This window comes from Streptomyces aurantiaciflavus (assembly GCF_049808595.1).
GTDB lineage: Bacteria > Actinomycetota > Actinomycetes > Streptomycetales > Streptomycetaceae > Streptomyces.
Genome location: NZ_JBNCAQ010000008.1, coordinates 199,851 through 225,377 on the forward strand (window position 1 = coordinate 199,851; position 25,527 = coordinate 225,377).

Consider the following 25,527-nt stretch of genomic DNA (forward strand, 5'->3'; position numbering starts at 1 on the left):
CCGGACGGCCGAAAGCCGTCGGCAGCGTCCGGTCGTACGCCCCGCGGATGGGGCCGGGTCGTCCTCATTGGGGTGAGGACGACCCGGCCCGAGCCCCTGTGGGGCTGTTCACGGGGTCTCACCGGGTCAACCCCAGCCCGGTGAGGCCCCTCACCCGCGGCACGCCGTGCCAGTGATCCCGGCATCATGTGACAGGTATCACCGCTCAGGTGTGACCCGCGATTTAGAGGGCCCCCGGAAGCAGCGATAACCTGCGAGACGGACATGCCGCGCGCTCGGACACCGTGTGCGCTTCCCTTGTGACACATGCGGTCGTCACGTTGCCCTTCGCGGCACGCCCACGCATCCAACGAACCGCGAGATCACTGATAGGGACGGAAGCGCGTGGACCTGTTCGAGTACCAGGCGAGGGACCTCTTCGCCAAGCACGATGTACCGGTGCTGGCCGGTGAAGTCATCGACACGCCTGAGGCGGCGCGCGAGATCACCGAGCGGCTCGGCGGCAAGTCCGTCGTCAAGGCGCAGGTGAAGGTCGGTGGTCGCGGCAAGGCCGGTGGCGTCAAGCTGGCCGCCACCCCGGACGAGGCCGTCGCCCGCGCGACGGACATCCTCGGCATGGACATCAAGGGCCACACGGTCCACAAGGTCATGATCGCCGAGACCGCTCCGGAGATCGTCGAGGAGTACTACGTCTCCTTCCTCCTCGACCGTGCGAACCGCACCTTCCTCTCCATCGCGTCCGTCGAGGGCGGCATGGAGATCGAGGAGGTGGCGGCCACCCGTCCGGAGGCCGTCGCCAAGACGCCGATCGACGCCAACGAGGGTGTCACCGAGGAGAAGGCCCGCGAGATCGTCGCGGCCGCCAAGTTCCCGGCCGAGGTCGCCGACCAGATCGTGAACGTCCTCGTCAAGCTGTGGGACACCTTCGTCAAGGAGGACGCCCTCCTCGTCGAGGTCAACCCGCTGGCGAAGGTCGCCTCCGGTGACGTCATCGCCCTCGACGGCAAGGTGACCCTGGACGACAACGCCGAGTTCCGTCACCCCGACTTCGAGGAGCTCCACGACAAGGCCGCGGCCAACCCGCTGGAGGCCGCCGCCAAGGAGAAGAACCTCAACTACGTCAAGCTCGACGGCGAGGTCGGCATCATCGGCAACGGCGCGGGTCTCGTCATGAGCACCCTGGACGTCGTCGCCTACGCCGGTGAGAACCACGGCGGCGTCAAGCCCGCCAACTTCCTCGACATCGGTGGCGGCGCCTCCGCCGCCGTCATGGCGAACGGCCTGGAGATCATCCTCGGCGACCCGGACGTCAAGTCCGTCTTCGTCAACGTCTTCGGCGGCATCACCGCGTGCGACGAGGTCGCCAACGGCATCGTGCAGGCGCTGAAGCTCCTCGAGGACCGCGGTGAGGACGTCACCAAGCCGCTGGTCGTGCGTCTGGACGGCAACAACGCCGAGCTGGGTCGTCAGATCCTCTCCGACGCCAACCACCCGCTGGTGCAGCGCGTGGACACCATGGACGGCGCGGCCGACAAGGCCGCCGAGCTCGCGGCTGCGAAGTAAGGAAGAGGGACTCAGACAGCCATGGCTATCTTCCTCAACAAGGACTCCAAGGTCATCGTCCAGGGCATGACCGGCGCCACGGGCATGAAGCACACCAAGCTCATGCTGGCCGACGGCACGAACATCGTCGGTGGCGTGAACCCCCGCAAGGCCGGCACGTCCGTCGACATCGACGGCACCGAGATCCCGGTCTTCGGCACGGTCGCCGAGGCGATCGAGAAGACGGGCGCCAACGTGTCCGTCCTCTTCGTGCCGCCGGCCTTCGCGAAGGCCGCCGTCGTCGAGGCGATCGACGCGGAGATTCCGCTCGCGGTCGTCATCACCGAGGGCATCGCCGTCCACGACTCCGCCGCGTTCTACGCGTACGCGGTCGAGAAGGGCAACAAGACCCGGATCATCGGCCCGAACTGCCCCGGTCTCATCACCCCGGGTCAGTCGAACGCCGGCATCATCCCGGGCGACATCACCAAGCCGGGCCGTATCGGCCTGGTGTCGAAGTCCGGCACGCTGACGTACCAGATGATGTACGAGCTGCGTGACATCGGCTTCTCCTCCGCCGTCGGCATCGGTGGCGACCCGGTCATCGGTACGACCCACATCGACGCGCTCGCCGCGTTCGAGGCCGACCCCGACACCGACCTGATCGTGATGATCGGTGAGATCGGTGGCGACGCCGAGGAGCGGGCCGCGGCCTTCATCAAGGAGAACGTGAAGAAGCCGGTCGTCGGCTACGTCGCGGGCTTCACCGCGCCCGAGGGCAAGACGATGGGCCACGCCGGTGCCATCGTCTCCGGTTCGTCCGGCACCGCCCAGGCGAAGAAGGAGGCCCTCGAGGCCGCGGGCGTCAAGGTCGGCAAGACGCCGACCGAGACGGCGAAGCTGGCCCGCGAGATCCTGGCCGGCTGACCTGCTGGTCAGCGGCTCGGCTGAGCAGCCGGGTTGAGCAGCTCGCTGAGCTGCCGTGTTGAGCGTTGGTGGGCCCGTTCCCTTGCCGGGGGCGGGCCCACCGGCGTTTCCGGGGGGCCTGTGCCCACGTCCCGTGGTTACCGCGGCTCCGGGAGCAGTCGCTCCGGGCCGTGGGCCGTTGCCGAGCGGAGTTTGGCCCGTAGGGAGAGTTCCGCGGCCGACAGCGGGCCGGGGGCGGGTCGCGGGGGTACCCCCCGTACCGTTTCGCCGGGCGGGACAGGGGGCTCGTACCGGGTGGGGGCCGTGCACAGGGTCAGGGAGGTCGCGCTGATGAGGGCGACCGTGAAGGCGACGGCCGCGCGGGTCCAGAAGCGGGCGCGACGTTCGCTGTCCATGCGGACGGCGGGGGGCCTGGCGGCGTGGAGGCGTTCCGCGGAGGCCAGTTCCGCCAGACGGCGGTGGAGTTCGGCGGGGTCGGCCAGGTGGGGGAGGCGGGTGGCGACGGCCTCGCGGGCGTACAGCAGACGGTTCGCCGCCGCCGGCGTGCTCGCCTCCGTCTCCGCCGCGGTCTCCGGGAGGCCGAGGCCCACCCCGTCGTGCAGGAGCAGCGTGCGGCGGTGGGGCGGCGGGAGCGTCAGGAGGGCGTCCAGCAGCGCCCGGCCGGCGGCGTCGGCGGGCGGGGGCTCGGGATGCTGGAAACGGGGGCGGAACCGGTGCCAGGGGGAGAGGGCGTACTCGTACGCCACCGCCCGCACCCAGCCCGCCGGCTCGGGGTCGACGGCCACCTCGGGCCAGCGCTGCCAGGCGATCTGAAAGGCCCGTTCGACGGACTCGCGGGCGAGTTCGCGACGGCCGGTGAGGAGGTAGGTCTGGCGTACGAGGGCCGGGGCGCAGAAGGCGTAGAGCGCGTCGAAGGCCTGAGCGGGGGTCAGGAACGGGGAGTGATGGGGGCGGGTGGGGGCTGCGGGGTCGGTTGGGGGCGTGGAGGTGGTCGGGAGCGTGGGTTTCCGTGTGCGCTTTTCCGGACGGGCTGTCAGCTCGGGCTCGTCTGTCTCCGGAGGGGCTGTCGGCTTGGGCTCGCCTGTCTCCAGAAGGGCCGTCAGCTCGGGCTCGCCTGTCTCCGGACGGGCCGTCAGCCTCGGTTCGGCCGTCTCCGGACGGGCCGTCACCTGCCGTTCTCCCGCCGCAGGGCAGGCCAGTGAGGTCAGCAGTTGCGCGTACGCCTCCCGTCGGCGGCCGCGTGGATTCGTGCGGCCGGTCTCCCACGCGCGTACCGTCTCCCGGCTGACTCCCAGCCGTTCGGCGAGCTGAGCCTGCGTCAGCGAGCTCGTCTCGCGCAGGCGGCGGCGCTCCTCGGGCGGGGGGAGCGGGGTGTCAGGGGGGTGAGTCACCGGACGCCCCTCCGTACGAAAATGTACATAAGCGTATATTGAGCGACACGGCGGAAGTTCGCCTGTTACGGCGGAAAGGCGCGTGTCGTTGGGAGCATGACGGGCGTGATCCACATGACCGTTCGACGACCGTCGCTGTCGCCCCTGCTGACTCGGATGCGCGACCGTTCGCCCGGCCTCGGTGGCGGCCTCCTCGGCGGGGTGCTGGCGGCCGGCCTGGGGCTCGGTTCGTTCGCCGCGCTGGTCATGGTGCTGTGGATCAGCTCGCCGTATCCCGACAGCGGGATGGGTGGGGCGCTGCACGTCGCCGCCGGGCTGTGGCTGCTGGCCCATGGGGCGGAACTGGTGCGCACCGACACGTTGTCCGGGGTGCCGGCGCCGGTCGGCGTCACTCCGTTGCTGCTGCTCGTGCTGCCGGTGTGGCTGGTGCATCGGGCCGGACGGGACGCGGTGTACGGGGACGGGGAGGAGGACGCTCCGCTGGTGGCGGCGCGGACGGCGTGGGCGGGGGTGGTCGTCGGCTATCTCGCCGTCGGAGTGGGTGCGGCGGTCTATGCGGCGGGCGGGGTGTTGCGGCCCTCCTGGATGTGGACGGCCGTGTGTCTGCCGGTCGTCGCCGTGGGGGCCGCGGGGACGGGCGTCTGGACGGCGTACGGGCGTCCGCGTGGGCCTGTGGAGCGTGCGTTGCCGACGCTGCCCCGGTGGGTGCGGCGTCTTGTGACCGGAGTGCGGGGGCGGGAGCGGATGGGAGTGGCGGTGCGGGCGGCGGTCGCCGGAGTGGCCGCGCTGGTCGGGGGAGGGGCGATGCTCGTGGCGCTGTCGTCCGTGTGGCATTTCGGGGCCACGCGGGCGGCGTTTCTGCAGCTGACCGAGGGGTGGTCGGGGCGGTTCGCGGTGCTGTTGCTGTGTGTGGCGCTGGTGCCCAACGCGGCGGTGTGGGCGGCGGCGTACGCGGTCGGGCCCGGGTTCGTGCTGGGGGCGGGGCATGCGGTGGGGCCGTGGGCGTCGGATCCGGCGCCGTTGTTGCCGCCGTTTCCGTTGCTTGCGGCGGTGCCGGAGGCGGGGGCCGGCGGGCCGTGGAACTGGGCGGCCGGGGTGGTGCCGGTGATCGCCGGCGTGACGATGGCGGTGTTCGTGGGGCGGGCCGGTGCGGGGTGGTCGCTGGGGGCGGCTGTCGGGGTGGTGGTGTTGGCGGGGGTGGGGTGCGGGGCGTTGGCCGGGGTGCTCGGAGGGATGGCCGGTGGGCCGTTGGGGGTGGCGGCGTTGGCTCGGTTCGGGCCGGTGGGGTGGGAGGTGGCGGTGGCTGTGACGGGGTGGATGGTGGCATTGGGGGTGCCGGTGGTTTTGGGGGTGCGGGGGTGCTTGAGGCTGAAGAGGAAGGGGACCGGCGTCGGCGGGGCGGTGGCGGCATCGGTGCCGGCGGTGGCGTCGGGGTCCGCCTCGGCGTCGGCATCGGTGGCTCTCGAGGTCGGGGGAGGAGGCGTGGACTTCGACCTTGGGGATGAGCCGTATGACTTTGAGCGGGTTGAGGCTGCTGAGGGGGTGCAGGGGGAGTGGTACGGCGAGGAGGCGCGGGAAGTGCGGTGGGCGGCTTTGCGGGAGGCGAGGGAGGGTTCTGAGGGTTCTGAAGGGGGTGACGGTGGGGGGTCGGAGTCGCCGTGACCGGCAAGGGTGTGTTCGCCCCCGCCGCCCCTACCCTTCCCGTCCCCAGGGGCTCCGCCCCTTCGACCCCGCCGGGGGCTGCGCCCCCTGGACCCCTGCGGGGCTGCGCCCCTGCTCCCCACGCGGTCTCCGCCACCCTGCATCCCCTGCGGGCTGCGCCCTGCACCCCCTGCGGGGCTGCCGCCCCGCACCCCGCTTCGGCCCTGAACGGGCCTCGTCCTCAAGCGCCGGACGGGCTGGATTGTCCCGACCGGGGCTTGCCTGGCACCGCCGGGTGGGCTGGATTGTCCCGGCCGGGCCTCGTCCTCAAGCGCCGGGCGGGCTGGATTGTCCCGACCGGGGCTTGCCTGGCACCGTCCGACGGGCTGGATTGTCCCGGCCGGGGCTCGGCAGGCACCGCTGGACGGACCTTTCGGCGGCGCGGCTCACAAGGGGCGCCGGGAAGCCGATACTCGTCGGTCCCGTTCCAAGGCCACGGTAGTCAGCCCCGTCGGTCAGCCCCCGATCCGGCTCAGCCGCCCACCCAGTTCAGCTGACCCCCAGAATCCCCCGCAGTTCCTTCGGCAGAAGGTCGGTGCAGGACTGTTTTGCCTCGTTGGTCAGGGCGTCGTTGGTGCAGGTGTAGTAGTCGCTGTAGACCAGTTGGGCGGTGAAGGTGACCGCCACCAGGGCGAGGGCCAGGGAGGCCGTGACCAGGCCGCTGATGGCGGCGGTGGTCTGGGGGCGGCCGGTTTCGGGGGTGGGCGGGGTGTTCGGGTCGGGGGTGCGGGGCTTGGCGCGGAGGGCGCTGATGCCCCAGTGGAGGGCGAGGGCGCCGAGCAGCAGGGCCACGTACGGCCAGCCGAAGAGGGCGAAGAAGAAGGCCCACATGCCGCACAGCAGTGCGTACCGGGCGCGGCGCTGGGAGGGGTCGGTCGGGTCCCAGCGAGGGGTGGGGGGCGGGCTGCCTTGGCCGCCGCGCTCGGGGCGGTCGCCGAAGCCGCCGGGGGAGCGGCCGGGCTGGCGGTCGCTCCACTGGCTGCCCCACGGCGAGCCGGTGCCCTGGCCTTCGCCCTGGTGTCCGGCGGAACCGCCGTCGCCCGGGGCCGGGTGGCGGGGCTGCCACGGGCGGTCGGGGGTGCCCTCCGGCGGCGGGGCGAAGGGGTTGTCGTCCTGCTGCTTGTCGTTCTTCTGGTCGCCCGTGGTGCCCTCGTCGCCGTTCCCGCGGCCCGAGGGCGCGTCGGGCGGGGACGTTGGGCGCTCCCGCAGCAGCACGGCGCCGCGCTCCCCTCCCTGCGGTGACTGCGGGGGGAGCGTGAGGAGTCGCAGACTGCGGTCCGGCATCAAGAGAGCGTCTTCCCCTAGGTGATACGGCTGTCTGGCGTGTGTCTGGCGTGAGCTGTCACTCCGGGAACGTGCCGCGCGACGGCCGCGTTCCCGTGTCCACTCCTCCCAGACGCTACCTTCCGGCCACGCCCCCGTCCCGCCTGGGCCGTCCGGAGTGCCGGTATCGTTGCTGACGGTCGGCCGCTTCGTAGACTTCCCCGTATCCCGGGGCGCGAAGCATTCGTACGACCGTACAAACGCACCCCCGAGAAAGGGCCCCGCCGTGGCCGCCAAGCCCGTGGCCAAGCGCCTCGTCGTGCTGGTCTCCGGATCCGGTACGAATCTCCAGGCGCTGCTCGACGAGATCACCGCCTCCGGAGCCGAGGCGTACGGCGCCGAGATCGTGGCCGTCGGCGCCGACCGTGAGGGCATCGAAGGGCTCGCGCGGGCCGAGCGGGCCGGGATCCCCACCTTCGTGCGGAAGGTCAAGGACTTCGGGACGCGGGAGGAGTGGGACGCCGCGCTCGCCGAGGCCGTCGCCTCCTACGAGCCCGACCTCGTCGTCTCCGCCGGGTTCATGAAGATCGTGGGGAAGGAGTTCCTGGCGCGGTTCGGCGGGCGGTTCGTCAACACGCACCCCGCCCTGCTGCCCAGCTTCCCGGGAGCCCACGGTGTCCGTGACGCCCTCGCGTACGGCGCCAAGGTCACCGGCTGCACCGTCCACTTCGTCGACGACGGCGTCGACACCGGGCCGATCATCGCGCAGGGCGTGGTCGAGGTCCGGGACGAGGACGACGAGAGCGCGCTGCACGAGCGCATCAAGGAAGTCGAGCGAAGGCTGCTCGTCGAGGTCGTGGGGCGGATCGCCCGCAACGGCTATCGCATTGAGGGACGAAAGGTAGTTATCCAGTGACCGCCCAGAGCACGGACAGCGGTAAGCGGGCCATCCGGCGCGCGCTCGTCAGCGTCTATGACAAGACCGGGCTCGAGGAGCTCGCCCGCGGGCTGCACGAGGCCGGTGTCGCACTCGTCTCCACCGGGTCCACCGCCTCCCGCATCGCCGCCGCCGGCGTCCCCGTCACCAAGGTCGAGGAGCTCACCGGCTTCCCCGAGTGCCTGGACGGCCGCGTCAAGACCCTGCACCCCAAGGTCCACGCCGGCATCCTCGCCGACCTGCGGCTCCCCGAGCACCAGCGCCAGCTGGAGGAGCTGGGCGTCGAGCCGTTCGACCTCGTCGTCGTCAACCTCTACCCGTTCCGCGAGACGGTCGCCTCCGGCGCCTCGCCCGACGAGTGCGTCGAGCAGATCGACATCGGCGGCCCCTCCATGGTCCGCGCCGCCGCGAAGAACCACCCGTCGGTCGCCGTGGTCACCAGCCCGGCGCGGTACGCCGACGTCCTCGCGGCGGTCGGCCACGGCGGCTTCGACCTCGAGACCCGCAAGCGGCTGGCCGCCGAGGCCTTCCGGCACACGGCCGAGTACGACATCGCGGTCTCCTCCTGGTTCGCCTCCGTCTACGCTCCGGCCGACGACTCGCAGTTCCCGAGCTTCCTCGCCACCAGCCTGGAGCGCGCGCACACCCTGCGCTACGGCGAGAACCCCCACCAGCCCGCCGCCCTCTACACCGCGGGCACCGGCGGCCTGGCGGAGGCCGAGCAGCTGCACGGCAAGGAGATGTCGTACAACAACTACACGGACACGGACGCCGCCCGCCGTGCCGCGTACGACCACGACGAGCCGGCTGTGGCGATCATCAAGCACGCCAACCCGTGCGGCATCGCCACGGGCGCGGACGTCGCCGAGGCGCACCGCAAGGCGCACGCCTGCGACCCGCTGTCCGCGTTCGGTGGTGTGATCGCGGTGAACCGCCCGGTCAGCAAGGAGATGGCCGAGCAGGTCGCGGAGATCTTCACCGAGGTCATCGTCGCGCCGGACTACGAGGAGGGGGCCCTGGAGGCCCTCACCAAGAAGAAGAACATCCGTGTGCTGCGCTGCCCCGACAGCCCCGCCCACCCCGTCGACGTCAAGCCGATCGACGGCGGCGCCCTGCTCCAGGTCGCCGACCGCCTCCAGGCCGACGGCGACGACCCCGCCAACTGGACCCTGGCGACCGGCGAGGCGCTCGCCGCCGACGAACTGCAGCAGCTCGCCTTCGCCTGGAAGGCCTGCCGGGCCGTGAAGTCCAACGCCATCCTGCTCGCCAAGGACGGCGCCTCCGTCGGCGTCGGCATGGGCCAGGTCAACCGGGTCGACTCCGCGAAGCTGGCGGTCGAGCGGGCCGGCGCCGAGCGCGCGCAGGGGTCGTACGCGGCCTCCGACGCGTTCTTCCCCTTCCCTGACGGGCTGCAGATCCTGATCGACGCCGGGGTGAAGGCCGTGGTCCAGCCCGGCGGGTCCGTCCGGGACGAGCTGGTCGTCGAGGCCGCCCAGAAGGCCGGTGTCACGATGTACTTCACTGGGACTCGGCACTTCTTCCACTGAGTCTTCCGCTGAGCCGATACGTCGTCTGCTGAGCCGACGCCGGACAGCACCGGGGCCGGGTCCCTCCCCTACGGGTGGGACCCGGCCCCGGGCCGTGGTTTCGGGGGTCAGTAGCGCGGGCGGCGGAACCAGTCCGCCGTGGCGCGCTTCGCCGAGAAGACGATCAGCAGGACTGCGACGGCGATGACGATCAGGCCGAGCCCCCAGGCCGCGATCATGAAGATGCCGGTGATGATCGCGAACGAGCCGTAGACGATCGAGCACACGCGCACGCTGTTGCCGCCCTTGGCGTACTGGAGCAGCAGCACCACGCCGAGGATCGTGAACACGGTGGCCAGGCCCAGGAAGAAGATGACGACGCCCTTGCCGAGGTCGGCGAACTGCTCCGCGTCCGGGTCGCCGGTCACCCCCGCCTCGCGCATCTCCTGGTCCCATCGGGACAGCACCCACAGGTACGAGCCCGCGATGACCGCGTGGGCCAGGGCGATGACGCCCAGCAGGATCCGTGCGGCGCGGGTGATGCCCGGCATCGTCAGCGGACCGGCCGGGTAACCGCCCTGGAACTGCGGGTCGCCCGGGTACTGCGGATACGGCTGCTGCCCGTACTGCTGCTGCGGGTAGGGCGGCGGGGCCTGCGGGACGCCGTAGCCCTGCTGCGGAGCGCCGGGCGGCGGGCCCTGCTGCGGGTAGCCGTATCCGGGGCCCGCCGGGGGTTGCTGAGGGGCCGGGGGCTGCTGGGACGGCGGCCCGTAGGGGTTGTTCGGCTCGCCGAAACTCATGGCGGTCCTTCCTCGGTGTGCACTCGAGTGCGGGGACGACGCGCGGCACGGTGCGGAGGAAGTTCTTACAGATGCGGTCCGTCCCCCCGGTACTGCCCGCGGCACTGTGCGTCAATCGTTCTTCAGTGGCCGGTTTGTTGTCCAGCCGCATTCCGCAGGAAGTTGTGCAAGTGCAACCTCGTCGATCATGTCCGGAAACGATCACCGGGCCGGGGAGCGCCAGGGGTCCTCGCTGCCGGGTCACCCGGATTGGAACCGGGAGGCCGTCATCCGGGAGGATGGGACCATGACCGCCCAGATTCTCGATGGCAAGGCCACCGCAGCCGAGATCAAGTCGGATCTGACCGCCCGCGTGGCGGCGCTGAAGGAGAAGGGCGTCACGCCCGGCCTCGGCACGATCCTCGTCGGGGACGACCCCGGCAGCCAGAAGTACGTCGCCGGCAAGCACCGCGACTGCGCCGAGGTCGGCATCGCCTCCATCCAGCGGGAACTGCCGGCCACGGCCACGCAGGAGGAGATCGAGGCGGTCGTACGGGAGCTGAACGAGGATCCGGCCTGCACCGGTTACATCGTCCAGCTGCCGCTTCCCAAGGGCATCGACGAGAACCGGATCCTGGAGCTGATGGACCCGGCCAAGGACGCCGACGGGCTGCACCCGACGAACCTCGGCCGCCTCGTCCTCAACGAGCCCGCGCCCCTGCCCTGCACGCCGAACGGCGTGCTCACGCTCCTGCGCCGCCACGGCGTCGAGACCAAGGGCGCCGAGGTCGTGGTCGTCGGCCGTGGCGTGACGATCGGGCGCCCGATGCCGCTGCTGCTGACCCGGCGCAGCGAGAACGCCACGGTGACCCAGTGCCACACGGGCACCCGGGACCTGTCCGCGCACCTGAAGCGGGCGGACATCATCATCGCCGCCGCCGGTTCGGCCCACCTGGTCCGGGCCGAGGACGTCAAGCCGGGCGCGGCCGTCCTCGACGTCGGCGTCTCCCGCAACGCCGAGGGCAGGATCGTGGGCGACGTCCACCCGGACGTCCGCGAGGTCGCCGGCTGGATCTCCCCCAACCCGGGCGGGGTCGGCCCGATGACCCGGGCGCAGCTGCTCGTCAACGTGGTCGAGGCGGCGGAGCGCAGTGTCGGTTGAGCCCCGGGACACCCCCGGCGAGACCGAGGACGTCGACGACATCGAGGTGCGCGACCCCGTCAGCGCGCCCGACGCCGACGGCGTGCCGCGCCGCACCACGCGCCGCTTCCCGCTGTTCACCCGGGACACCGCGCGCCCCGAGGGCGGCGGCCGCGCCGCGCCCGGCGACGCCCCGGCGCCCGCCCGGCAGTGGCCGATCATCGCGGTCCTGGGCCTGGTCGCGCTCGGCCTGCTGCTGACCGCGTTCGACCAGTTCCGGATCGGCACGATCCTCATCGGTGTGGCCCTGCTCGGCGGCGCGGTGCTGCGCTGGATGCTGCCCGGCGTCGGCATGCTCGCCGTCCGCTCCCGCTTCACCGACATCGCGACCTACGGCGTGCTGGGCGCGGCGATCGTCCTGCTGGCGTTGATGGCCCAGCCCCATCCGTGGCTGCAGATCCCGTTCCTGAAGGACACCCTGCACTTCACGGTCGACAGCTGACCCGGAAACGAAGCACACACGTACGGCGGCCCGTCCTCTCCCCCGAGCCAGGACGGGCCGCCGACGCGTTCCACGCTCCCGCACGGCCGGCGGGCTGTTCAACGGCTGTCCGTGCGCTGTGGCACAGCGGTGACCGTTCCGCCATCGTGTGCGCGCCCCGCCACAGTCGCCGCCGGCCCGGGAACCGTCCGCCCTTCGGACGTCGTCCCTTGAGCGGACCGAAGGCGAGGAGCCGAGGACCGAAGGGGAGCTGGGCGATGAGCACGTGGCAGCCGCTGCCGGACGATCTGCCGTCGGAGGTACGGCACTTCGTGGAGCAGTTGCGGCAGCTGAAGGACGGCACCGGCCTCAGCCTGGCCGCGCTCGGCGCCCGCACCGCCTACAGCAAGTCCTCGTGGCAGCGCTACCTCAACGCTGTGCAGCCACCGCCCCGGCAGGCCGTCGCCGCGCTGTGCCGGGTCGCGGGCCTCGCGGGCGCGGACGCCGAACGCCACGGCGTGCGCTGGGAGCTGGCCGTCGAGGCCTGGCCCCGGCCGACGCCGCCGCCGACGGACGCGGATGCCGCGGGGACGCCGGGGGACACCGCCGACTACGAGGACGACCCCACGCTCCCGTGGTGGGAGCGCCTGGAGGAACCACCGTCCCGGCCCGCCGCCGGACGACGCCTCCTCCTCTCCGCGGTCCTGCTCCTGTTCGTCCTGCTGGTCGCCGCGGTGGGGGGAGCCATGGTGTTCGGCTGAGCGCTAACGTGGCCAAAAGGGGACACGGCGGAGGAAGGGGGGATCGATGCCTCGCTGGAAGGACCTGCCCGACGAACTCGACCCGCAGGTCAAGGAGTTCGCCCGTCAGCTGCGCCAGGTCGTGGACCGCAGCGGCCTGAACCTCACACAGCTCGCCGACCGCACGCACTACGGAAGGGCGTCCTGGGAGCGCTACCTCGACGGCCGGCTCCTCGCCCCCAAGGGCGCGGTCGTCGCCCTCGCCGAGGTCACCGGCGCCGACCCGGCCCAGCTGATCACCCTGTGGGAACTGGCCGAGCGCGCCTGGAGCCGCGCGGAGCTGCGGGACGACCTGGGGTCCGAGGCCGTACGTCTCTCCCGCGCACGCACGGTGACGACCTCGGCCACCGGCCCGGCGGGCCCCGCGGGCGGATCCCGGACGTCGCGGCCGCCGGTGCGGCAGGGTCCCGGCGGGACATCCCCCAAGGTTTCCGGCGGGACAGCCCCCAAGGGCCCCGGCGCGACGTCCCCCGCGGGCCCCCCGTCCCCCGAGGACGCCGGCCCCGCCACCCCGGGGCGCCGCGTCCGGCGCCCCGCCCTCTTCCTCGCCGGTGTCGTCGGCGTCGCGATCGTCACCGCGGGCGCCTTCTTCCTCGACGACGGCGCGCCCCAGAAGGCCGGGACCACCGCCGCGTCTTCCTCCCCGTCGGCCAGCCCCCACCCCTCTCTTCCGCCCGGTGTGCACTGCTTCGGCGCCGACTGCACCGGCAAGGACGCGGAGCGGATGGGGTGCAGCGGCAACCTCGTCACCACCGCGAAGAGCGTGACCGTCGGCTCGACCCTCGTCGAGGTCCGTTACAGCAGGACCTGCGGGGCGGCGTGGGGACGGATCACCCAGGCCGGTGTGGGGGACGTGGTGCGGGTGACGGTGGGTTCCGTCCGCCTGACCGGCGACATCACCACGGCCGGCGACACCATCGCCTACACCCCGATGGCGGCGGTGAAGGAGCCGGGCGAGGCACGGGCGTGCGCGGTGCTGGCGTCGGGGCAGGAGGGGTGCACGCCGTAGGGGGCGTCGGGGACGGCCGTGTGCCGTGGGAGGCGTCTGGGCGGAAGGCCGTACGCCGTGGCAGGGCAGGGCCGCGCGTCGTAGGAGGCGTACGAAAACGGCGGCCGCCGGTCCGGGAGAGGTGGAACCGACGGCCGCCGGGTGGGGGTAACCGGGGGGCCGGACTCCCGTGGGGGTACGGTTCGCGTGCCCCGGTTGGGGCGCGGTATTCCTGTGGGCCCCGTTTTTTTGTGGGCCCGGCACGACAAGGGGGCGCTTAGGCTGTGGGACGGGCCACACAGCCCCGGACGTCCGGGATCCCGGATGCGCGATAGCCTGACCGCTGGATGGATCTCTTGATACCAAGAGATCGATCAAACGTCCGGGGCAGGGACGCCCCACCGCCAGCTGTCATACGGAGAACGCCATGACCCGCACTCCCGTGAACGTCACCGTCACCGGCGCGGCCGGCCAGATCGGTTACGCCCTGCTCTTCCGCATCGCCTCCGGCCAGCTGCTCGGCGCGGACGTGCCGGTCAAGCTGCGCCTGCTGGAGATCACGCCGGCTCTGAAGGCCGCCGAGGGCACGGCCATGGAGCTGGACGACTGCGCGTTCCCGCTGCTTCAGGGCATCGACATCAGCGACGACCCGAACGTCGCCTTCGACGGCGCCAATGTCGCCCTCCTGGTGGGCGCCCGCCCGCGCACCAAGGGTATGGAGCGCGGTGACCTGCTGGAGGCCAACGGCGGCATCTTCAAGCCGCAGGGCAAGGCCATCAACGACCACGCCGCGGACGACATCCGGGTGCTGGTCGTGGGCAACCCGGCCAACACCAACGCGCTGATCGCCCAGGCCGCCGCCCCGGACGTACCGGCCGAGCGCTTCACCGCGATGACCCGCCTCGACCACAACCGCGCGCTGACCCAGCTCGCGAAGAAGACGGGCTCCACGGTCGCCGACATCAAGCGTCTGACCATCTGGGGCAACCACTCCGCCACCCAGTACCCCGACATCTTCCACGCCACGGTCGCCGGCAAGAACGCCGCCGAGGTCGTGAACGACGAGAAGTGGCTGGCCGAGGACTTCATCCCGACCGTCGCCAAGCGTGGCGCCGCGATCATCGAGGCCCGCGGCGCCTCGTCGGCCGCCTCCGCCGCCAACGCCGCCATCGACCACGTCTTCACCTGGACCAACGGCACCGCCGAGGGCGACTGGACCTCCGCGGGCATCCCGTCGGACGGCTCCTACGGCGTGCCGGAGGGCCTCATCTCCTCCTTCCCGGTCACCGCGAAGGACGGCAGGTTCGAGATCGTCCAGGGTCTGGACATCAACGAGTTCTCGCGTGCGCGGATCGACGCGTCCGTGAAGGAGCTGGAGGAGGAGCGCGAGGCCGTGCGCTCGCTCGGCCTCATCTGAGTCGGCCGGCTCACCGGTTTCCGGTCTGATCCCCGGGTGGCATCGGCTGCCCGGGGATCAGTGCGTTCCCGGTCCACCGGGGACTGCGCGGCGCGAGCCGCCCCTTTTCACAGCCCGCATCCGTGCGGTTGCCGTTCCGGTCCGTCGCCGGGTTCATCGACGTCCGCCACGTGCCCCGTTTGTGCATGTTCAGTGAGACAGCGCACTTTCAGTCATCGATCGCGCATGCAACGGGAGGTCGGGGGCAGGTGCTCACGGTCCCGGTGAGTGACATACGTGTCGCGCAGGGTCACTGAACAGGAACGGAAGGCACACCCGATCATGGCGGACACACCAGAACTCCAGGCGCGGAAGACCATCCACGTGGAGGGGGAATGGCGCGAAGCCGTCTCCGGTGCCACGCGCGAGATCCTCGACCCGGCGGACGCCGTACCGTTCGCCGTGGTCGCCGAGGGGGACGAGAAGGACACCGACCTGGCGGTCGCGGCCGCCCGCCGGGCCTTCGACCACGGCCCATGGCCGCGGACCCCCGCTGCCGAGCGGGCCGCGCTGCTGCGTCGCGTGGCCGACCTCCTCATACGCGACCGCGAAGAACTCGGCCTGCTGGAGAGCCGGGACGCGGGCAAGACCGTCGAGGAGGGCCGCGTCGACATCGACTGTGTCGCCGACGCCTTCCGCTACTTCGCGAACCTCGTCGCCGCCGAGGCCCCCGGCCGGGTCGTCGACGCGGGCTCGCCCGACATCCACAGCGTTGTCGTCCACGAGCCCGTAGGCGTGTGCGCGCTGATCACGCCCTGGAACTACCCCCTCCTCCAGGCCAGTTGGAAGATCGCGCCCGCCCTCGCCGCCGGCGACACCTTCGTCGTCAAGCCGAGCGAGATCACCCCCCTGACGACCGTCGCGCTCATCGACCTGCTGGCCGAGGCCGGGCTCCCCGCCGGGGTCGCGAACATCGTCACCGGGCCCGGCCACTCGGTCGGCGCCCGCCTCGCCGAGCACCCCGACGTCGACCTCGTCTCCTTCACCGGCGGCCTGGTCAGCGGCACCAAGGTCGCCCAGGCCGCCGCCCCCACCGTCAAGAAGGTCGCCCTCGAACTCGGCGGCAAGAACCCCAACGTCGTCTTCGCCGACGCCTGCGCCACCGAGGAGGGCTTCGACACCGCCGTCGACCAGGCCCTCAACGCCGCCTTCATCCACAGCGGCCAGGTCTGTTCGGCGGGCGCCCGCCTGATCGTCGAGGAGTCGGTCCGCGACCGCTTCGTCGCCGAACTCGCCCGCCGGGCCGACCGGATCCGCCTGGGCCGTGGCACCGAGGGCGGCGTCGAGTGCGGCCCGCTCGTCTCCGAGCAGCAGCGCGCCAAGGTGGAGGCGTACGTCGAGTCCGCCCTCAAGGAGGGCGCGGTGCTGCGCTCCGGCGGCAAGCGGCCCGAGCCGTCCGCCGAGCGGCCCTCCGCCGGCTACTTCTACGAGCCGACCGTCCTCGACCACTGCCACCGCGAGATGAAGGTCGTCCGGGAGGAGGTCTTCGGGCCCGTCCTCACCGTCGAGACCTTCCGCACGGAGGACGAGGCCGTCGCCCTGGCCAACGACACCGAGTACGGCCTCGCGGGCGCCGTCTGGACCGCCGACGCGGGCCGGGCGCGCAGGGTGGCGGCCCGGCTGCGCCACGGCACCGTCTGGATCAACGACTTCCACCCCTACCTCCCGCAGGCGGAGTGGGGTGGCTTCGGCAGGAGCGGAGTGGGCCGCGAACTCGGCCCCGCCGGACTCGCCGAGTACCGCGAAACCAAGCACGTGTACCAGAACCTCGCGCCGAAGCCGGTGCGTTGGTTCGCGGGCTGAGCCCCCAGCCCCTTCGCCCCCCGACCGGCATCGACCAGCCCTCACCGGCATCGAACCAGTCCTCCCGACCGGCATCGACGAGCCTCCCGCCCGGCGTCGACAGCCGACAGCAGACAGCCGAAGGTCCCCGACTTCCCCCAGCTCCCCCCAACTCCCCTTCAAGCACCCCCACTTGGAGACCCCCCATGCCCCAGACCCCCCATGTCTACGACTATGTCGTGATCGGCGGCGGCACCGCCGGTTCCGTCATGGCCTCCCGCCTCACCGAGAACCCCGACGTCACGGTCGCCGTCATCGAGGGCGGCCCCAGTGACGTCGGCCGCGACGACGTCCTCACCCTGCGCCGCTGGATGGGCCTGCTCGGCGGCGAGCTCGACTACGACTACCCGACCACCGAGCAGCCCCGCGGCAACTCCCACATCCGGCACAGCCGCGCCCGCGTCCTCGGCGGCTGTTCCTCCCACAACACGCTCATCGCCTTCAAGCCGCTCCCGTCCGACTGGGACGAGTGGGAGGCGGCCGGCGCGCAGGGCTGGGGCGCGGTCCCCATGGAGGCGTACTACGCGCGGCTCCTGAACAACATCGTCCCGGTCGACGAGCAGGACCGGAACGCCATCGCCCGTGACTTCGTCGACGCGGCGCAGGCGGCACTCGGCGTGCCCCGCGTCGAGGGCTTCAACAAGAAGCCGTTCGACGACGGCGTCGGCTTCTTCGACCTCGCCTACCACCCGGAGACCAACAAGCGGTCGTCGGCCTCGGTGGCGTATCTGCACCCGGTCATGGACGAGCGCCCGAACCTCCACCTCCTCCTGGAGACCTGGGCGTACCGGCTGGAGCTGGAGGGCACGCGGGCGCGGGGGGTGCACGTCCGCGCCAAGGACGGCGAGGAGTTCCTCGTCCGGGCCCGGGGCGAGGTCCTGCTCTGCGCGGGCGCCGTCGACTCGCCCCGGCTGCTCCTGCACTCCGGCATCGGTCCCAAGGCCGACCTGGACGCGCTCGGCATCCCCGTCGTCCACGACCTGCCCGGCGTCGGCGAGAACCTCCTCGACCACCCCGAGTCGGTGATCGTCTGGGAGACCAACGGCCCGATCCCCGAGAACTCCGCGATGGACTCCGACGCGGGCCTGTTCGTCCGCCGCGACCCCGAACACCCGGGCCCCGACCTGATGTTCCACTTCTACCAGATCCCCTTCACGGACAATCCGGAGCGACTGGGCTACGAACGGCCCCCCTACGGAGTCTCCATGACGCCCAACATCCCCAAGCCGCGCAGCCGCGGCCGCCTGTACCTGACCAGCGCCGACCCGGCCGTCAAGCCCGCCCTCGACTTCCGCTACTTCACCGACGAGGACGACTACGACGCCCGCACCCTCGTCGACGGGATCAGGATCGCCCGTGAGATAGCGAGCACCGAGCCGCTGGCAGGGTGGCTGAAACGGGAGGTGGCCCCCGGCCCGGACGTCACCGGCGACGAGGAGCTGAGCGAGTACGCCCGCAAGGTCGCGCACACCGTGTACCACCCGGCGGGCACCTGCCGTATGGGCGCGGCCGACGACGAACTGGCCGTCGTCGACCCGCAGTTGCGCGTGCGTGGCCTGGACGGTCTCCGGATCGCCGACGCCTCGGTCTTCCCGACGATGACCGCCGTGAACCCGATGATCGCGGTGCTGATGGTCGGGGAGAGGGCGGCCGACCTGGTGGGAGGTGACGTGCGATGACCACGGTCCCCAACACCCCGGTGTTCTCCGTCGAAGGCCTGTGGAAGGTCTTCGGCCCGAAACCCGAACGCGTCCCGGTCGACCCGGAGCTGGCGTCCCTCCCCGCCGCCGAACTGCGGTCCCGCACCGGCTGCACGGCCGCCGTCCGGGACGTCTCCTTCGACGTGCGCAAGGGCGAGGTCTTCGTCGTCATGGGCCTGTCCGGCTCCGGCAAGTCCACGCTGGTGCGCTGTCTGACCCGGCTGATCGAGCCGACGGCCGGCACGATCGCCGTCGACGGCGAGGACGTCCGCGCCATGGACCGCACCCGCCTGCGAGAGCTGCGCCGCCACCGCGCCGCGATGGTCTTCCAGCACTTCGGCCTCCTCCCGCACCGCACCGTCCTCGACAACGTGGCCTACGGCCTGGAGATCCAGGGCGTCGGCAGGTCCGAACGCCGCAGCCGCGCCCGCGAGGTCGTCACCAAGGTCGGCCTGGAGGGCATGGAGCAGCGCAGGCCGGGCCAGCTGTCGGGTGGTCAGCGACAGCGGGTGGGTCTGGCCAGGGCGTTGGCGGTGGACCCCGAGGTCCTCCTGTTCGACGAGCCGTTCAGCGCGCTCGACCCGCTGATCCGGCGGGACATGCAGGAGGAGGTGGTCCGCCTGCACCGTGAGGAGGGCCGCACGATGGTCTTCATCACGCACGACCTCAACGAGGCGCTCAAGCTCGGCGACCGTATCGCCCTGATGCGCGACGGCCGCGTCGTCCAGCTCGGCACCCCGGAGGAGATCGTCGGTTCCCCCGCCGACGACTACGTCCGCGAGTTCGTCCGCGACGTACCCCGCGAACAGGTCATGACGGTCCGCACGGCCATGCGCACCGCGTCGACGGAGGAGGCCGGCAACGGCCCTGCCGTCTCCCCGAACGCCACGGTCTCCCAGGCCATCGAGGCAGTGGCGAGGGCGGGCACCCCGGCCCGTGTGGTGGACAAGGGCCGCTGCCTGGGAGTGGTGGACTCCGACGCCCTCCTGGGCGTGGTGGCCGGCACGACCCCCGTGGCCACGGACGCCCGCACCGACGCAACGGCCAGCGACCCTGCCGCCGCACCCCTGGGCGGCGAGCCCGCAGCGGGCGGCCACGCAGCCGCGGCCGCCCGTGCCGCCGGGGTGGCACGGGCGGGCGACGCGGTTCCCCCCGCCCGAGCGAAGCCGAGGGTGGGGGAGGCACCCCGCACGCGCGGGCGAGCGCCCCAACCCCCCAGCACGGACACGGAGGCGGTCTGATGGCAACGATCACCGCGCCCGCCCCCCGTGTCACCGTCCCCGGCTTCCTGAAACACCGAGCCGTCCAAAAGCTCCTGCTGCTCGCGGTCGTCGCCGCGATCCTCGTACCGCTCGCCCACGCCCGCTGGTCCAGCGGCACCTGGCCGAGCGCCCTCACCGTCGACCTGTCCGCCCCCCTCACGCACGTCAGCGACTGGATCATCGACAACCGGGACAGCCACCCCCTGTTCCTCTACTTCTTCGGCCACGTCAGCAACGCCGTGGTCCTCTCGGTCCGCGCCGTCTACCTGGTCCTCCTCGGCATGGGCTGGGCCGGCACGACAGCGCTGGGCGCACTCGTGGCCTGGCGAGCGGCGGGACCGAGGCTCGCCCTCGGCACCGCCGCAGCCTTCCTCACCTGCGGCCTGCTCGGCATGTGGGTGCCGACCATGCAGACGCTCGCCCTCATGGTCGTCGCCGTCCTCGCCTCCGTCGCCGTGGGCGCGCTCCTCGGTCTCGCCGCCGGGCTCTCCGACCGTATGGACCGAGCCCTGCGCCCGGTCCTGGACACCATGCAGGTCCTGCCGGCCTTCGCCTACCTGCTCCCCGTCGTCCTGGTCTTCGGCATCGGCGTCCCCGCGGCCGTCCTGGCCACCGTCGTCTACGCCGCCCCGCCCATGGCCCGCCTGACCGCGCTGGGCCTGCGCGGTGCGGACAAGGAGGTCCTGGAGGCGGTGGAGTCGCTGGGCGCCACCGCACGCCAACGCCTGCTGACCGCCCGTATCCCGCTGGCCCGCAAGGAACTCCTCCTCGGCCTCAACCAGACGATCATGATGGCGCTGTCCATGGCGGTCATCGCGTCGGTGATCGGCGGCGGCGGCCTCGGTGACCGCGTCTACCAGGCGCTGGCCTCGGTCGACGTGGGCGCGGCCCTCGCGGCCGGCATCCCGATCGTGCTGCTGGCGGTCGTCCTGGACCGTGTGACGGCGGCGGCGGGCCACGGCACCGGCGAGTCCCGCCGCACCCGGGGGACGTACGCGCTGCTGGCCGTCACCGTCGCCGCGGCCGTCCTCGGCCGGCTCACCGACCGCCTCGACTGGCCCGAGACCTGGACCCTCGGCATCGCCGAGCCGGTCAACCGCGCCGTCGACTGGATGACCGAGCACCTCTACTCCGGCGTCCCCGTCGTGGGCGGCACCGCCGACTGGGCGGGCCACTTCACCACCTGGGTCCTGGACCCCCTCCGCGACGGCCTGCAGTGGCTGCCCTGGTGGTCGGTCCTGCTCCTCGTCGCCGCGCTCGCGTGGCTGATCGGCACCTGGCGCACCGCGCTCACCGCCGTCCTCGCGATGGCCGCGATCGGGGTGCTCGGCGTGTGGCAGCCGTCGCTCGACACCCTGTCCCAGGTCCTCGCGGCCGTGGCCGTCACCCTCGTCCTGGGCTTCGCGACCGGCGTCGCGGCGGCGCGCAACGACCGCTTCGAGCGGCTGCTCCGCCCCGTCCTCGACGTCTTCCAGACGATGCCCCAGTTCGTGTACCTGATCCCCGTCGTCGCGCTGTTCGGCGTGGGCCGCGCCCCGGCGGTCGCCGCGGCCGTCGTCTACGCCCTGCCCGCCGTCGTCCGCATCACCACCCAGGGCCTGCGTCAGGTCGACCAGGCCGCCCTGGAGTCGGCGCGCTCGCTCGGCGCGACCGGCGGCCAGCAGCTGCGCCAGGTCCAGCTCCCGCTGGCCCGCCCCGCGCTGCTGCTCGCCCTGAACCAGGGTGTGGTGCTCGTCCTCGCCGTCGTCATCATCGGCGGCCTGGTCGGCGGTGGCGCCCTCGGCTACGACGTCGTGTTCGGGCTCGCCCAGGGCGACCTCGCGACCGGTCTGGTGGCCGGCGCCGCCATCGTCTGCCTCGGCCTGATGCTCGACCGGGTGACCCAGCCGGCCGACCGGCGCACGACGAAGGGAGCGTGACATGCCCGTCCGCACGCGCAGCCGTCAGCGTGTCCGTACGACCGCCCTGGCCGCCGCCGGCTCGGCGCTCCTGCTGCTCACGGGCTGTGGTGCCGCCGACATGACCAAGCAGGCCTCGCCCTTCGCCAACGCGCAGGGCGCCAGGACGGTGACCCTGTCCGTGCAGTCCTGGGTGGGCGCGCAGGCGAACGTCGCCGTCGCGCAGTACCTGCTGGAGCACGAGCTGGGCTACCGCGTCGACACCGTCCAGGTCGACGAGGTCCCCGCCTGGGACGCGCTCAGCCAGGGCCGCGTCGACGCGATCCTGGAGGACTGGGGGCACCCCGAGCAGGAGCAGCGCTACGTCGACGACAAGAAGACCATCGCGCGCGGCGGCGACCTCGGGGTCACCGGGCACATCGGCTGGTTCGTCCCGACGTACTTCGCCGAGCAGCACCCCGACATCACCGACTGGAAGAACCTCGACAAGTACGCCCGGCTGTTCCGGACCGCCGAGAGCGGCGGCAAGGGCCAGCTGATGGACGGCTCCCCGTCGTACGTCACCAACGACAAGGCTCTGGTGAAGAACCTGAAGCTGGACTTCCAGGTGGTGTTCGCCGGTTCGGAGGCGGCGCAGATCACGCAGATCAGGCAGTTCGCCAAGGAGAAGAAGCCCTTCCTGACGTACTGGTACGCCCCGCAGTGGCTGTTCAAGAAGGTCCCGATGACGGAGGTGAAGCTGCCCGCCTACAAGGAGGGCTGCGACGCCGACCCGGAGAAGGTGGCCTGCGGCTATCCGCACACCCCGCTGGAGAAGTACCTCAACGCGGACTTCGCGAGGACGGGCGGCAGGGCGGCGGCCTTCCTGAAGAAGTTCAAGTGGTCCATGGAGGACCAGAACGAGGTCTCCCTGATGATCGCCGACCAGAAGCTCACCCCCGAGGAGGCGGCGAAGAAGTGGGTGGACGGCCACGAGTCGACATGGCGCGCGTGGCTGCCGTGACTCCCCCGGGGATCCCACCGTCCCTGTCCTTGTCCCTGCCCTTGTCCCTGTCCTCGCCCGTGCCCCGATCCCTGTCCCTACCGCTGCCTCAGGTGAGCGGCGATCTCCTTGACCGCCGCCGTCGCCCGCCGTTGCAGCCCCGGCCCGAAGGTGACGCGGGTGGCCCCGAGTCCGCCGAGCTCGGCGGGCGTCGGGCCCTCGCCGACCTTCGCGGAGACGTTGACGGGTCCCTGGATCCCGGACCGCAGCAACGGCAGTACGGCGACCGGGGCGCCGATGGGGTACACGCAGTCGGCGCCGGCGGCGACGTACAACGCGGCCCGCTCGATGGCCCGTAGGGGGTCGGTGACGCCCCGGGCGAAGGTGTCGATGCGCGCGTTGACGAAGAGCTGGTCGGCGGCCGCGGACCGCACCTCGGCGAGCCAGTCGGCGTGGGCCCGCGGGTCCTTGAGGACACCCCCGTTGGAGTCCTCAAGGTTGCAGCCCACGGCCCCCGCCTCCAGCAGCCGCTCGACCAGCTCCTTCGGCGGCAGGCCGTAGCCGTCCTCGATGTCCGCGGACACCGGCACGTCCACGGCCCGCGCGATCCGGGCGACCGCCGCGAACATCTCCTCGGCCGGGGTCCGGCCGTCCGCGTATCCGAGGGCGGCCGCGACTGCGGCGCTCGGCGTGGCCAGCGCCGGGAACCCGGCGTCGGCGAAGGCACGGGCGCTGGCCGCGTCCCAGGGGCCGGGCAGGACGAGGGGCTCCTCCGGGGAGGGCCGGCGGTGCAGGGCGCTGAACGTCTGGACCCCGCTCACTTGTACTGGCCCACCTCGTAGTGCCCCGGCACCAGCCGGCAGGTCACCCCGAACCGGTTCCAGGCGTTGATCACCGTGATCGCGGCGATCAGCTGGGCCAGCTCGGCCTCCTCGAAGTGCTTCGCGGCCCTCTCGTACACCGCGTCCGGCACGAACCCTCCCCCAGTGCCGAAAGCCTGGGAGGTGCCCCCGGTCAGGACGGTCACCGCCTCCGTCAGCGCCAGCGCCGCCAGCTCCTTCTCCGTGTAGAAGTGCTCCGACTCCTCCCAGGCGCTGAGCTGGATGATCCGCTCGACGCTCTCGCCCGCCGCGAGCGCGTCCTTGCTGTGCATGTCGACGCAGAGCGCGCAGCGGTTGATCTGCGAGGCGCGGATCTTCACCAGCTCCAGCAGCTTGGGGTCGAGGCCCTTCCGGGCGGCGGCGTCCAGCCGGAGCATCGCCTTGAAGACCTCGGGGGCCAGCTCGGCCCAGGCCAGTCGGGGGGTGTGTTCGGGGGCGTACTCCACGGTGTCCACGGTCTCCGCGGTCGTCTCGGTCGTCTCGGTCGGCACGGTGGGCACGGTGGGCACGGTCGTCTCGGCGGTCTCGGTGATTGCGGTCGTCTCGGGCGTCACGGTCGTCGTGCGGGCGTCGCCGTTCGTCATGTCCTCGACCCTAGGAGGAGGGCAGCCCACGGGTATGGTCCATTTCCATGGCGGAAACCTGGGCCACTTTCGGCGTCGACCTGCATGTGGAACCGACCGGTCCCGGCCTGCGCCGCGGGCTGACCGACGCCCTGCGCGAGGCCGTCCGCACCGGCCGCCTGGCCCCCGGCACCCGGCTGCCCTCGTCCCGCTCCCTCGCCGCCGACCTGGGCATCGCCCGCAACACGGTCGCCGACGCCTACGCCGACCTCGTCGCCGAGGGCTGGCTCACCGCCCGTCAGGGCTCCGGCACACGGGTCGCCGACCGGACGGTGGTGCCGCCGACGGGCGCGCCTCCCGGCCCCCGCGAGCACGACCAGCCCGCCTACGATCTGCGGCCCGGCATGCCCGACCTCGCCTCCTTCCCGCGCACCGAGTGGCTCAGGGCCGCCCGCCGTGCCCTGAGCTCGGCCCCGTACCACGCCTTCGGCTACGGCGACCCCCGCGGCCGTGGCGAACTGCGCACCGCGCTCGCCGGCTACCTCTCCCGGGCGCGGGGCGTGCGCACCGACCCCGGCCGTGTCCTGGTGTGCGGGGGCATCTCCCACGGCCTGAAGATCCTCGGCGCGGTCCTGCGGGCGCGCGGGGTGCGCACGGTCGCCGTCGAGTCGTACGGGCTCGACGTGCACCGCAGGCTGCTGGGGGCGGCGGGCCTGCGCACCGCACCCCTGCCGTTCGACGCACTGGGCACCGACCCCGGGGCGCTGGGGGACGTGGGCGCCGTGCTGCTCACCCCCGCCCACCAGTTCCCGATGGGCGTGCCGCTGCACCGCGACCGGCGGGCGGCCGTCGTGGAGTGGGCGCGGCGCACCGGCGGCCTGGTCCTGGAGGACGACTACGACGGCGAGTTCCGCTACGACCGCCAGCCCGTCGGCGCCCTCCAGGGCCTGGACCCCGACCACGTCGTCCATCTGGGCACCGCGAGCAAGTCCCTGGCCCCGGGCCTGCGGCTGGGCTGGACGGTGCTGCCGCCCACCCTCGTGCGGGAGGCCGCGGCGGCGAAGGGCGGCATCGACACCTGCGGCGTGCTGGACCAGCTGACGCTGGCGGAGTTCATCACCTCGGGCGCCTACGACCGCCACATCCGCGCGGCCCGCCTGCGCTACCGGCGCCGCCGGGACGCCCTGGTGGCCGAGCTGGCCCGGCGGGCCCCGTCGGTCCGGGCCACCGGCATCGCGGCCGGCCTGCACGTGGTCCTGCGGCTGCCGCCGGGCACCGAGCGGGCGGCGCTGCGGGCGGCGGCCTGGCAGGGGCTGGCCGTGGACGGGCTGCACCGCCACCGGCACCCCGACGCGACCGTCGAGCCGTGCGACGCGCTGGTGGTGGGGTACGCGACCCCGCCGGACCACGCCTGGGCGGGGGCGCTGGACGCGTTGTGCGCGGTGCTGCCCGAATAATCGGGCCGTG

21 protein-coding genes are annotated in these 25,527 nt (G+C 72.5%); 16 read left to right on the forward strand and 5 right to left on the reverse strand.

Going from position 1 to position 25,527, the window contains the following annotated elements; translation table 11 throughout:
• Positions 1 to 384: 384 nt before the first annotated feature.
• Both sucC and sucD read left to right on the forward strand, forming a co-directional pair.
• Positions 385 to 1,563, forward strand: a complete 1,179-nt coding sequence (sucC, locus tag ACPT94_RS11585) for an ADP-forming succinate--CoA ligase subunit beta (RefSeq protein WP_360332377.1) — start codon at positions 385 to 387, stop codon at positions 1,561 to 1,563.
• Between the two features lie 21 nt (positions 1,564 to 1,584).
• Entirely contained in the window at positions 1,585 to 2,469 is an 885-nt protein-coding gene (gene sucD, locus ACPT94_RS11590) for a succinate--CoA ligase subunit alpha (protein ID WP_360332380.1), read from the forward strand.
• Between the two features lie 137 nt (positions 2,470 to 2,606).
• Here sucD and ACPT94_RS11595 read toward each other — a convergent pair whose 3' ends face one another.
• Positions 2,607 to 3,860 (reverse strand): helix-turn-helix domain-containing protein, encoded by a 1,254-nt coding sequence (locus ACPT94_RS11595; protein ID WP_360332383.1) that lies wholly within the window; start codon positions 3,858 to 3,860, stop codon positions 2,607 to 2,609.
• Positions 3,861 to 3,956: 96 nt separating this feature from the next.
• Between ACPT94_RS11595 and ACPT94_RS11600 the strand changes: the two genes are divergently transcribed.
• Complete coding sequence (locus ACPT94_RS11600; RefSeq protein ID WP_425245763.1) at positions 3,957 to 5,522, forward strand: cell division protein PerM; 1,566 nt, start codon at positions 3,957 to 3,959, stop codon at positions 5,520 to 5,522.
• Positions 5,523 to 6,050: 528 nt separating this feature from the next.
• On the opposite strand, the gene ACPT94_RS11605 is transcribed toward ACPT94_RS11600, so the two are convergent.
• On the reverse strand, positions 6,051 to 6,845 hold the full coding sequence (locus ACPT94_RS11605) for a hypothetical protein (protein WP_360332389.1): 795 nt from the start codon (positions 6,843 to 6,845) through the stop codon (positions 6,051 to 6,053).
• A 265-nt stretch (positions 6,846 to 7,110) separates the two neighbouring features.
• On the opposite strand from ACPT94_RS11605, the gene purN reads away from it, so the two are divergent.
• Positions 7,111 to 7,740: a phosphoribosylglycinamide formyltransferase gene (gene purN / locus ACPT94_RS11610; RefSeq protein WP_360332392.1), complete on the forward strand. Its 630-nt coding sequence runs from the start codon at positions 7,111 to 7,113 to the stop codon at positions 7,738 to 7,740.
• Positions 7,737 to 9,308 (forward strand): bifunctional phosphoribosylaminoimidazolecarboxamide formyltransferase/IMP cyclohydrolase, encoded by a 1,572-nt coding sequence (gene purH, locus ACPT94_RS11615; RefSeq protein ID WP_425245764.1) that lies wholly within the window; start codon positions 7,737 to 7,739, stop codon positions 9,306 to 9,308. Before purN ends, purH begins: the two co-directional genes overlap by 4 nt.
• A 107-nt stretch (positions 9,309 to 9,415) precedes the next feature.
• On the opposite strand, the gene ACPT94_RS11620 is transcribed toward purH, so the two are convergent.
• Entirely contained in the window at positions 9,416 to 10,087 is a 672-nt protein-coding gene (locus ACPT94_RS11620) for a hypothetical protein (RefSeq protein WP_425245765.1), read from the reverse strand.
• Positions 10,088 to 10,373: 286 nt separating this feature from the next.
• Here ACPT94_RS11620 and ACPT94_RS11625 point away from each other — a divergent pair, with 286 nt between their 5' ends.
• The 10 genes from ACPT94_RS11625 (at position 10,374) to ACPT94_RS11670 (ending at position 22,637) form a co-directional block, all read left to right on the forward strand.
• The gene (locus ACPT94_RS11625) at positions 10,374 to 11,228 is read left to right on the forward strand and encodes a bifunctional methylenetetrahydrofolate dehydrogenase/methenyltetrahydrofolate cyclohydrolase (protein ID WP_360332401.1); all 855 of its coding nucleotides are present in this window, start codon (positions 10,374 to 10,376) and stop codon (positions 11,226 to 11,228) included.
• On the forward strand, positions 11,218 to 11,709 hold the full coding sequence (locus ACPT94_RS11630) for a DUF3017 domain-containing protein (protein ID WP_360332404.1): 492 nt from the start codon (positions 11,218 to 11,220) through the stop codon (positions 11,707 to 11,709). Before ACPT94_RS11625 ends, ACPT94_RS11630 begins: the two co-directional genes overlap by 11 nt.
• A 257-nt stretch (positions 11,710 to 11,966) precedes the next feature.
• Positions 11,967 to 12,449, forward strand: a complete 483-nt coding sequence (locus ACPT94_RS11635; RefSeq protein ID WP_360332407.1) for a helix-turn-helix domain-containing protein — start codon at positions 11,967 to 11,969, stop codon at positions 12,447 to 12,449.
• A gap of 46 nt (positions 12,450 to 12,495) precedes the next feature.
• Complete coding sequence (locus ACPT94_RS11640) at positions 12,496 to 13,497, forward strand: helix-turn-helix domain-containing protein (RefSeq protein ID WP_425245766.1); 1,002 nt, start codon at positions 12,496 to 12,498, stop codon at positions 13,495 to 13,497.
• 406 nt (positions 13,498 to 13,903) lie between these two features.
• Positions 13,904 to 14,893: a malate dehydrogenase gene (locus tag ACPT94_RS11645; RefSeq protein ID WP_360332413.1), complete on the forward strand. Its 990-nt coding sequence runs from the start codon at positions 13,904 to 13,906 to the stop codon at positions 14,891 to 14,893.
• 321 nt (positions 14,894 to 15,214) lie between these two features.
• The gene (locus ACPT94_RS11650) at positions 15,215 to 16,735 is read left to right on the forward strand and encodes an aldehyde dehydrogenase family protein (protein ID WP_425245767.1); all 1,521 of its coding nucleotides are present in this window, start codon (positions 15,215 to 15,217) and stop codon (positions 16,733 to 16,735) included.
• A gap of 185 nt (positions 16,736 to 16,920) precedes the next feature.
• Positions 16,921 to 18,453, forward strand: coding sequence for a GMC family oxidoreductase (locus ACPT94_RS11655; protein ID WP_360332419.1), 1,533 nt, complete (start codon positions 16,921 to 16,923; stop codon positions 18,451 to 18,453).
• Positions 18,450 to 19,715 carry a quaternary amine ABC transporter ATP-binding protein gene (locus ACPT94_RS11660; protein ID WP_360332422.1) on the forward strand — a complete coding sequence of 422 codons (1,266 nt, stop codon included), beginning with the start codon at positions 18,450 to 18,452 and terminating at the stop codon, positions 19,713 to 19,715. Before ACPT94_RS11655 ends, ACPT94_RS11660 begins: the two co-directional genes overlap by 4 nt.
• The gene (locus ACPT94_RS11665) at positions 19,715 to 21,655 is read left to right on the forward strand and encodes an ABC transporter permease (RefSeq protein WP_425245768.1); all 1,941 of its coding nucleotides are present in this window, start codon (positions 19,715 to 19,717) and stop codon (positions 21,653 to 21,655) included. The genes ACPT94_RS11660 and ACPT94_RS11665 overlap by 1 nt, the downstream gene beginning before the upstream one ends.
• A 1-nt stretch (position 21,656) precedes the next feature.
• Complete coding sequence (locus ACPT94_RS11670) at positions 21,657 to 22,637, forward strand: ABC transporter substrate-binding protein (protein ID WP_360335011.1); 981 nt, start codon at positions 21,657 to 21,659, stop codon at positions 22,635 to 22,637.
• A 77-nt stretch (positions 22,638 to 22,714) separates the two neighbouring features.
• Here the strand turns inward: ACPT94_RS11670 and ACPT94_RS11675 are convergent, their stop codons facing one another.
• Both ACPT94_RS11675 and ACPT94_RS11680 read right to left on the reverse strand, forming a co-directional pair.
• Positions 22,715 to 23,437, reverse strand: coding sequence for an isocitrate lyase/PEP mutase family protein (locus tag ACPT94_RS11675; protein WP_360335009.1), 723 nt, complete (start codon positions 23,435 to 23,437; stop codon positions 22,715 to 22,717).
• Complete coding sequence (locus ACPT94_RS11680) at positions 23,434 to 24,081, reverse strand: carboxymuconolactone decarboxylase family protein (RefSeq protein WP_425245769.1); 648 nt, start codon at positions 24,079 to 24,081, stop codon at positions 23,434 to 23,436. Before ACPT94_RS11680 ends, ACPT94_RS11675 begins: the two co-directional genes overlap by 4 nt.
• 47 nt (positions 24,082 to 24,128) lie before the next feature.
• Between ACPT94_RS11680 and pdxR the strand changes: the two genes are divergently transcribed.
• Positions 24,129 to 25,517, forward strand: coding sequence for a MocR-like pyridoxine biosynthesis transcription factor PdxR (pdxR, locus tag ACPT94_RS11685; RefSeq protein ID WP_360335005.1), 1,389 nt, complete (start codon positions 24,129 to 24,131; stop codon positions 25,515 to 25,517).
• Positions 25,518 to 25,527 lie beyond the last annotated feature (10 nt).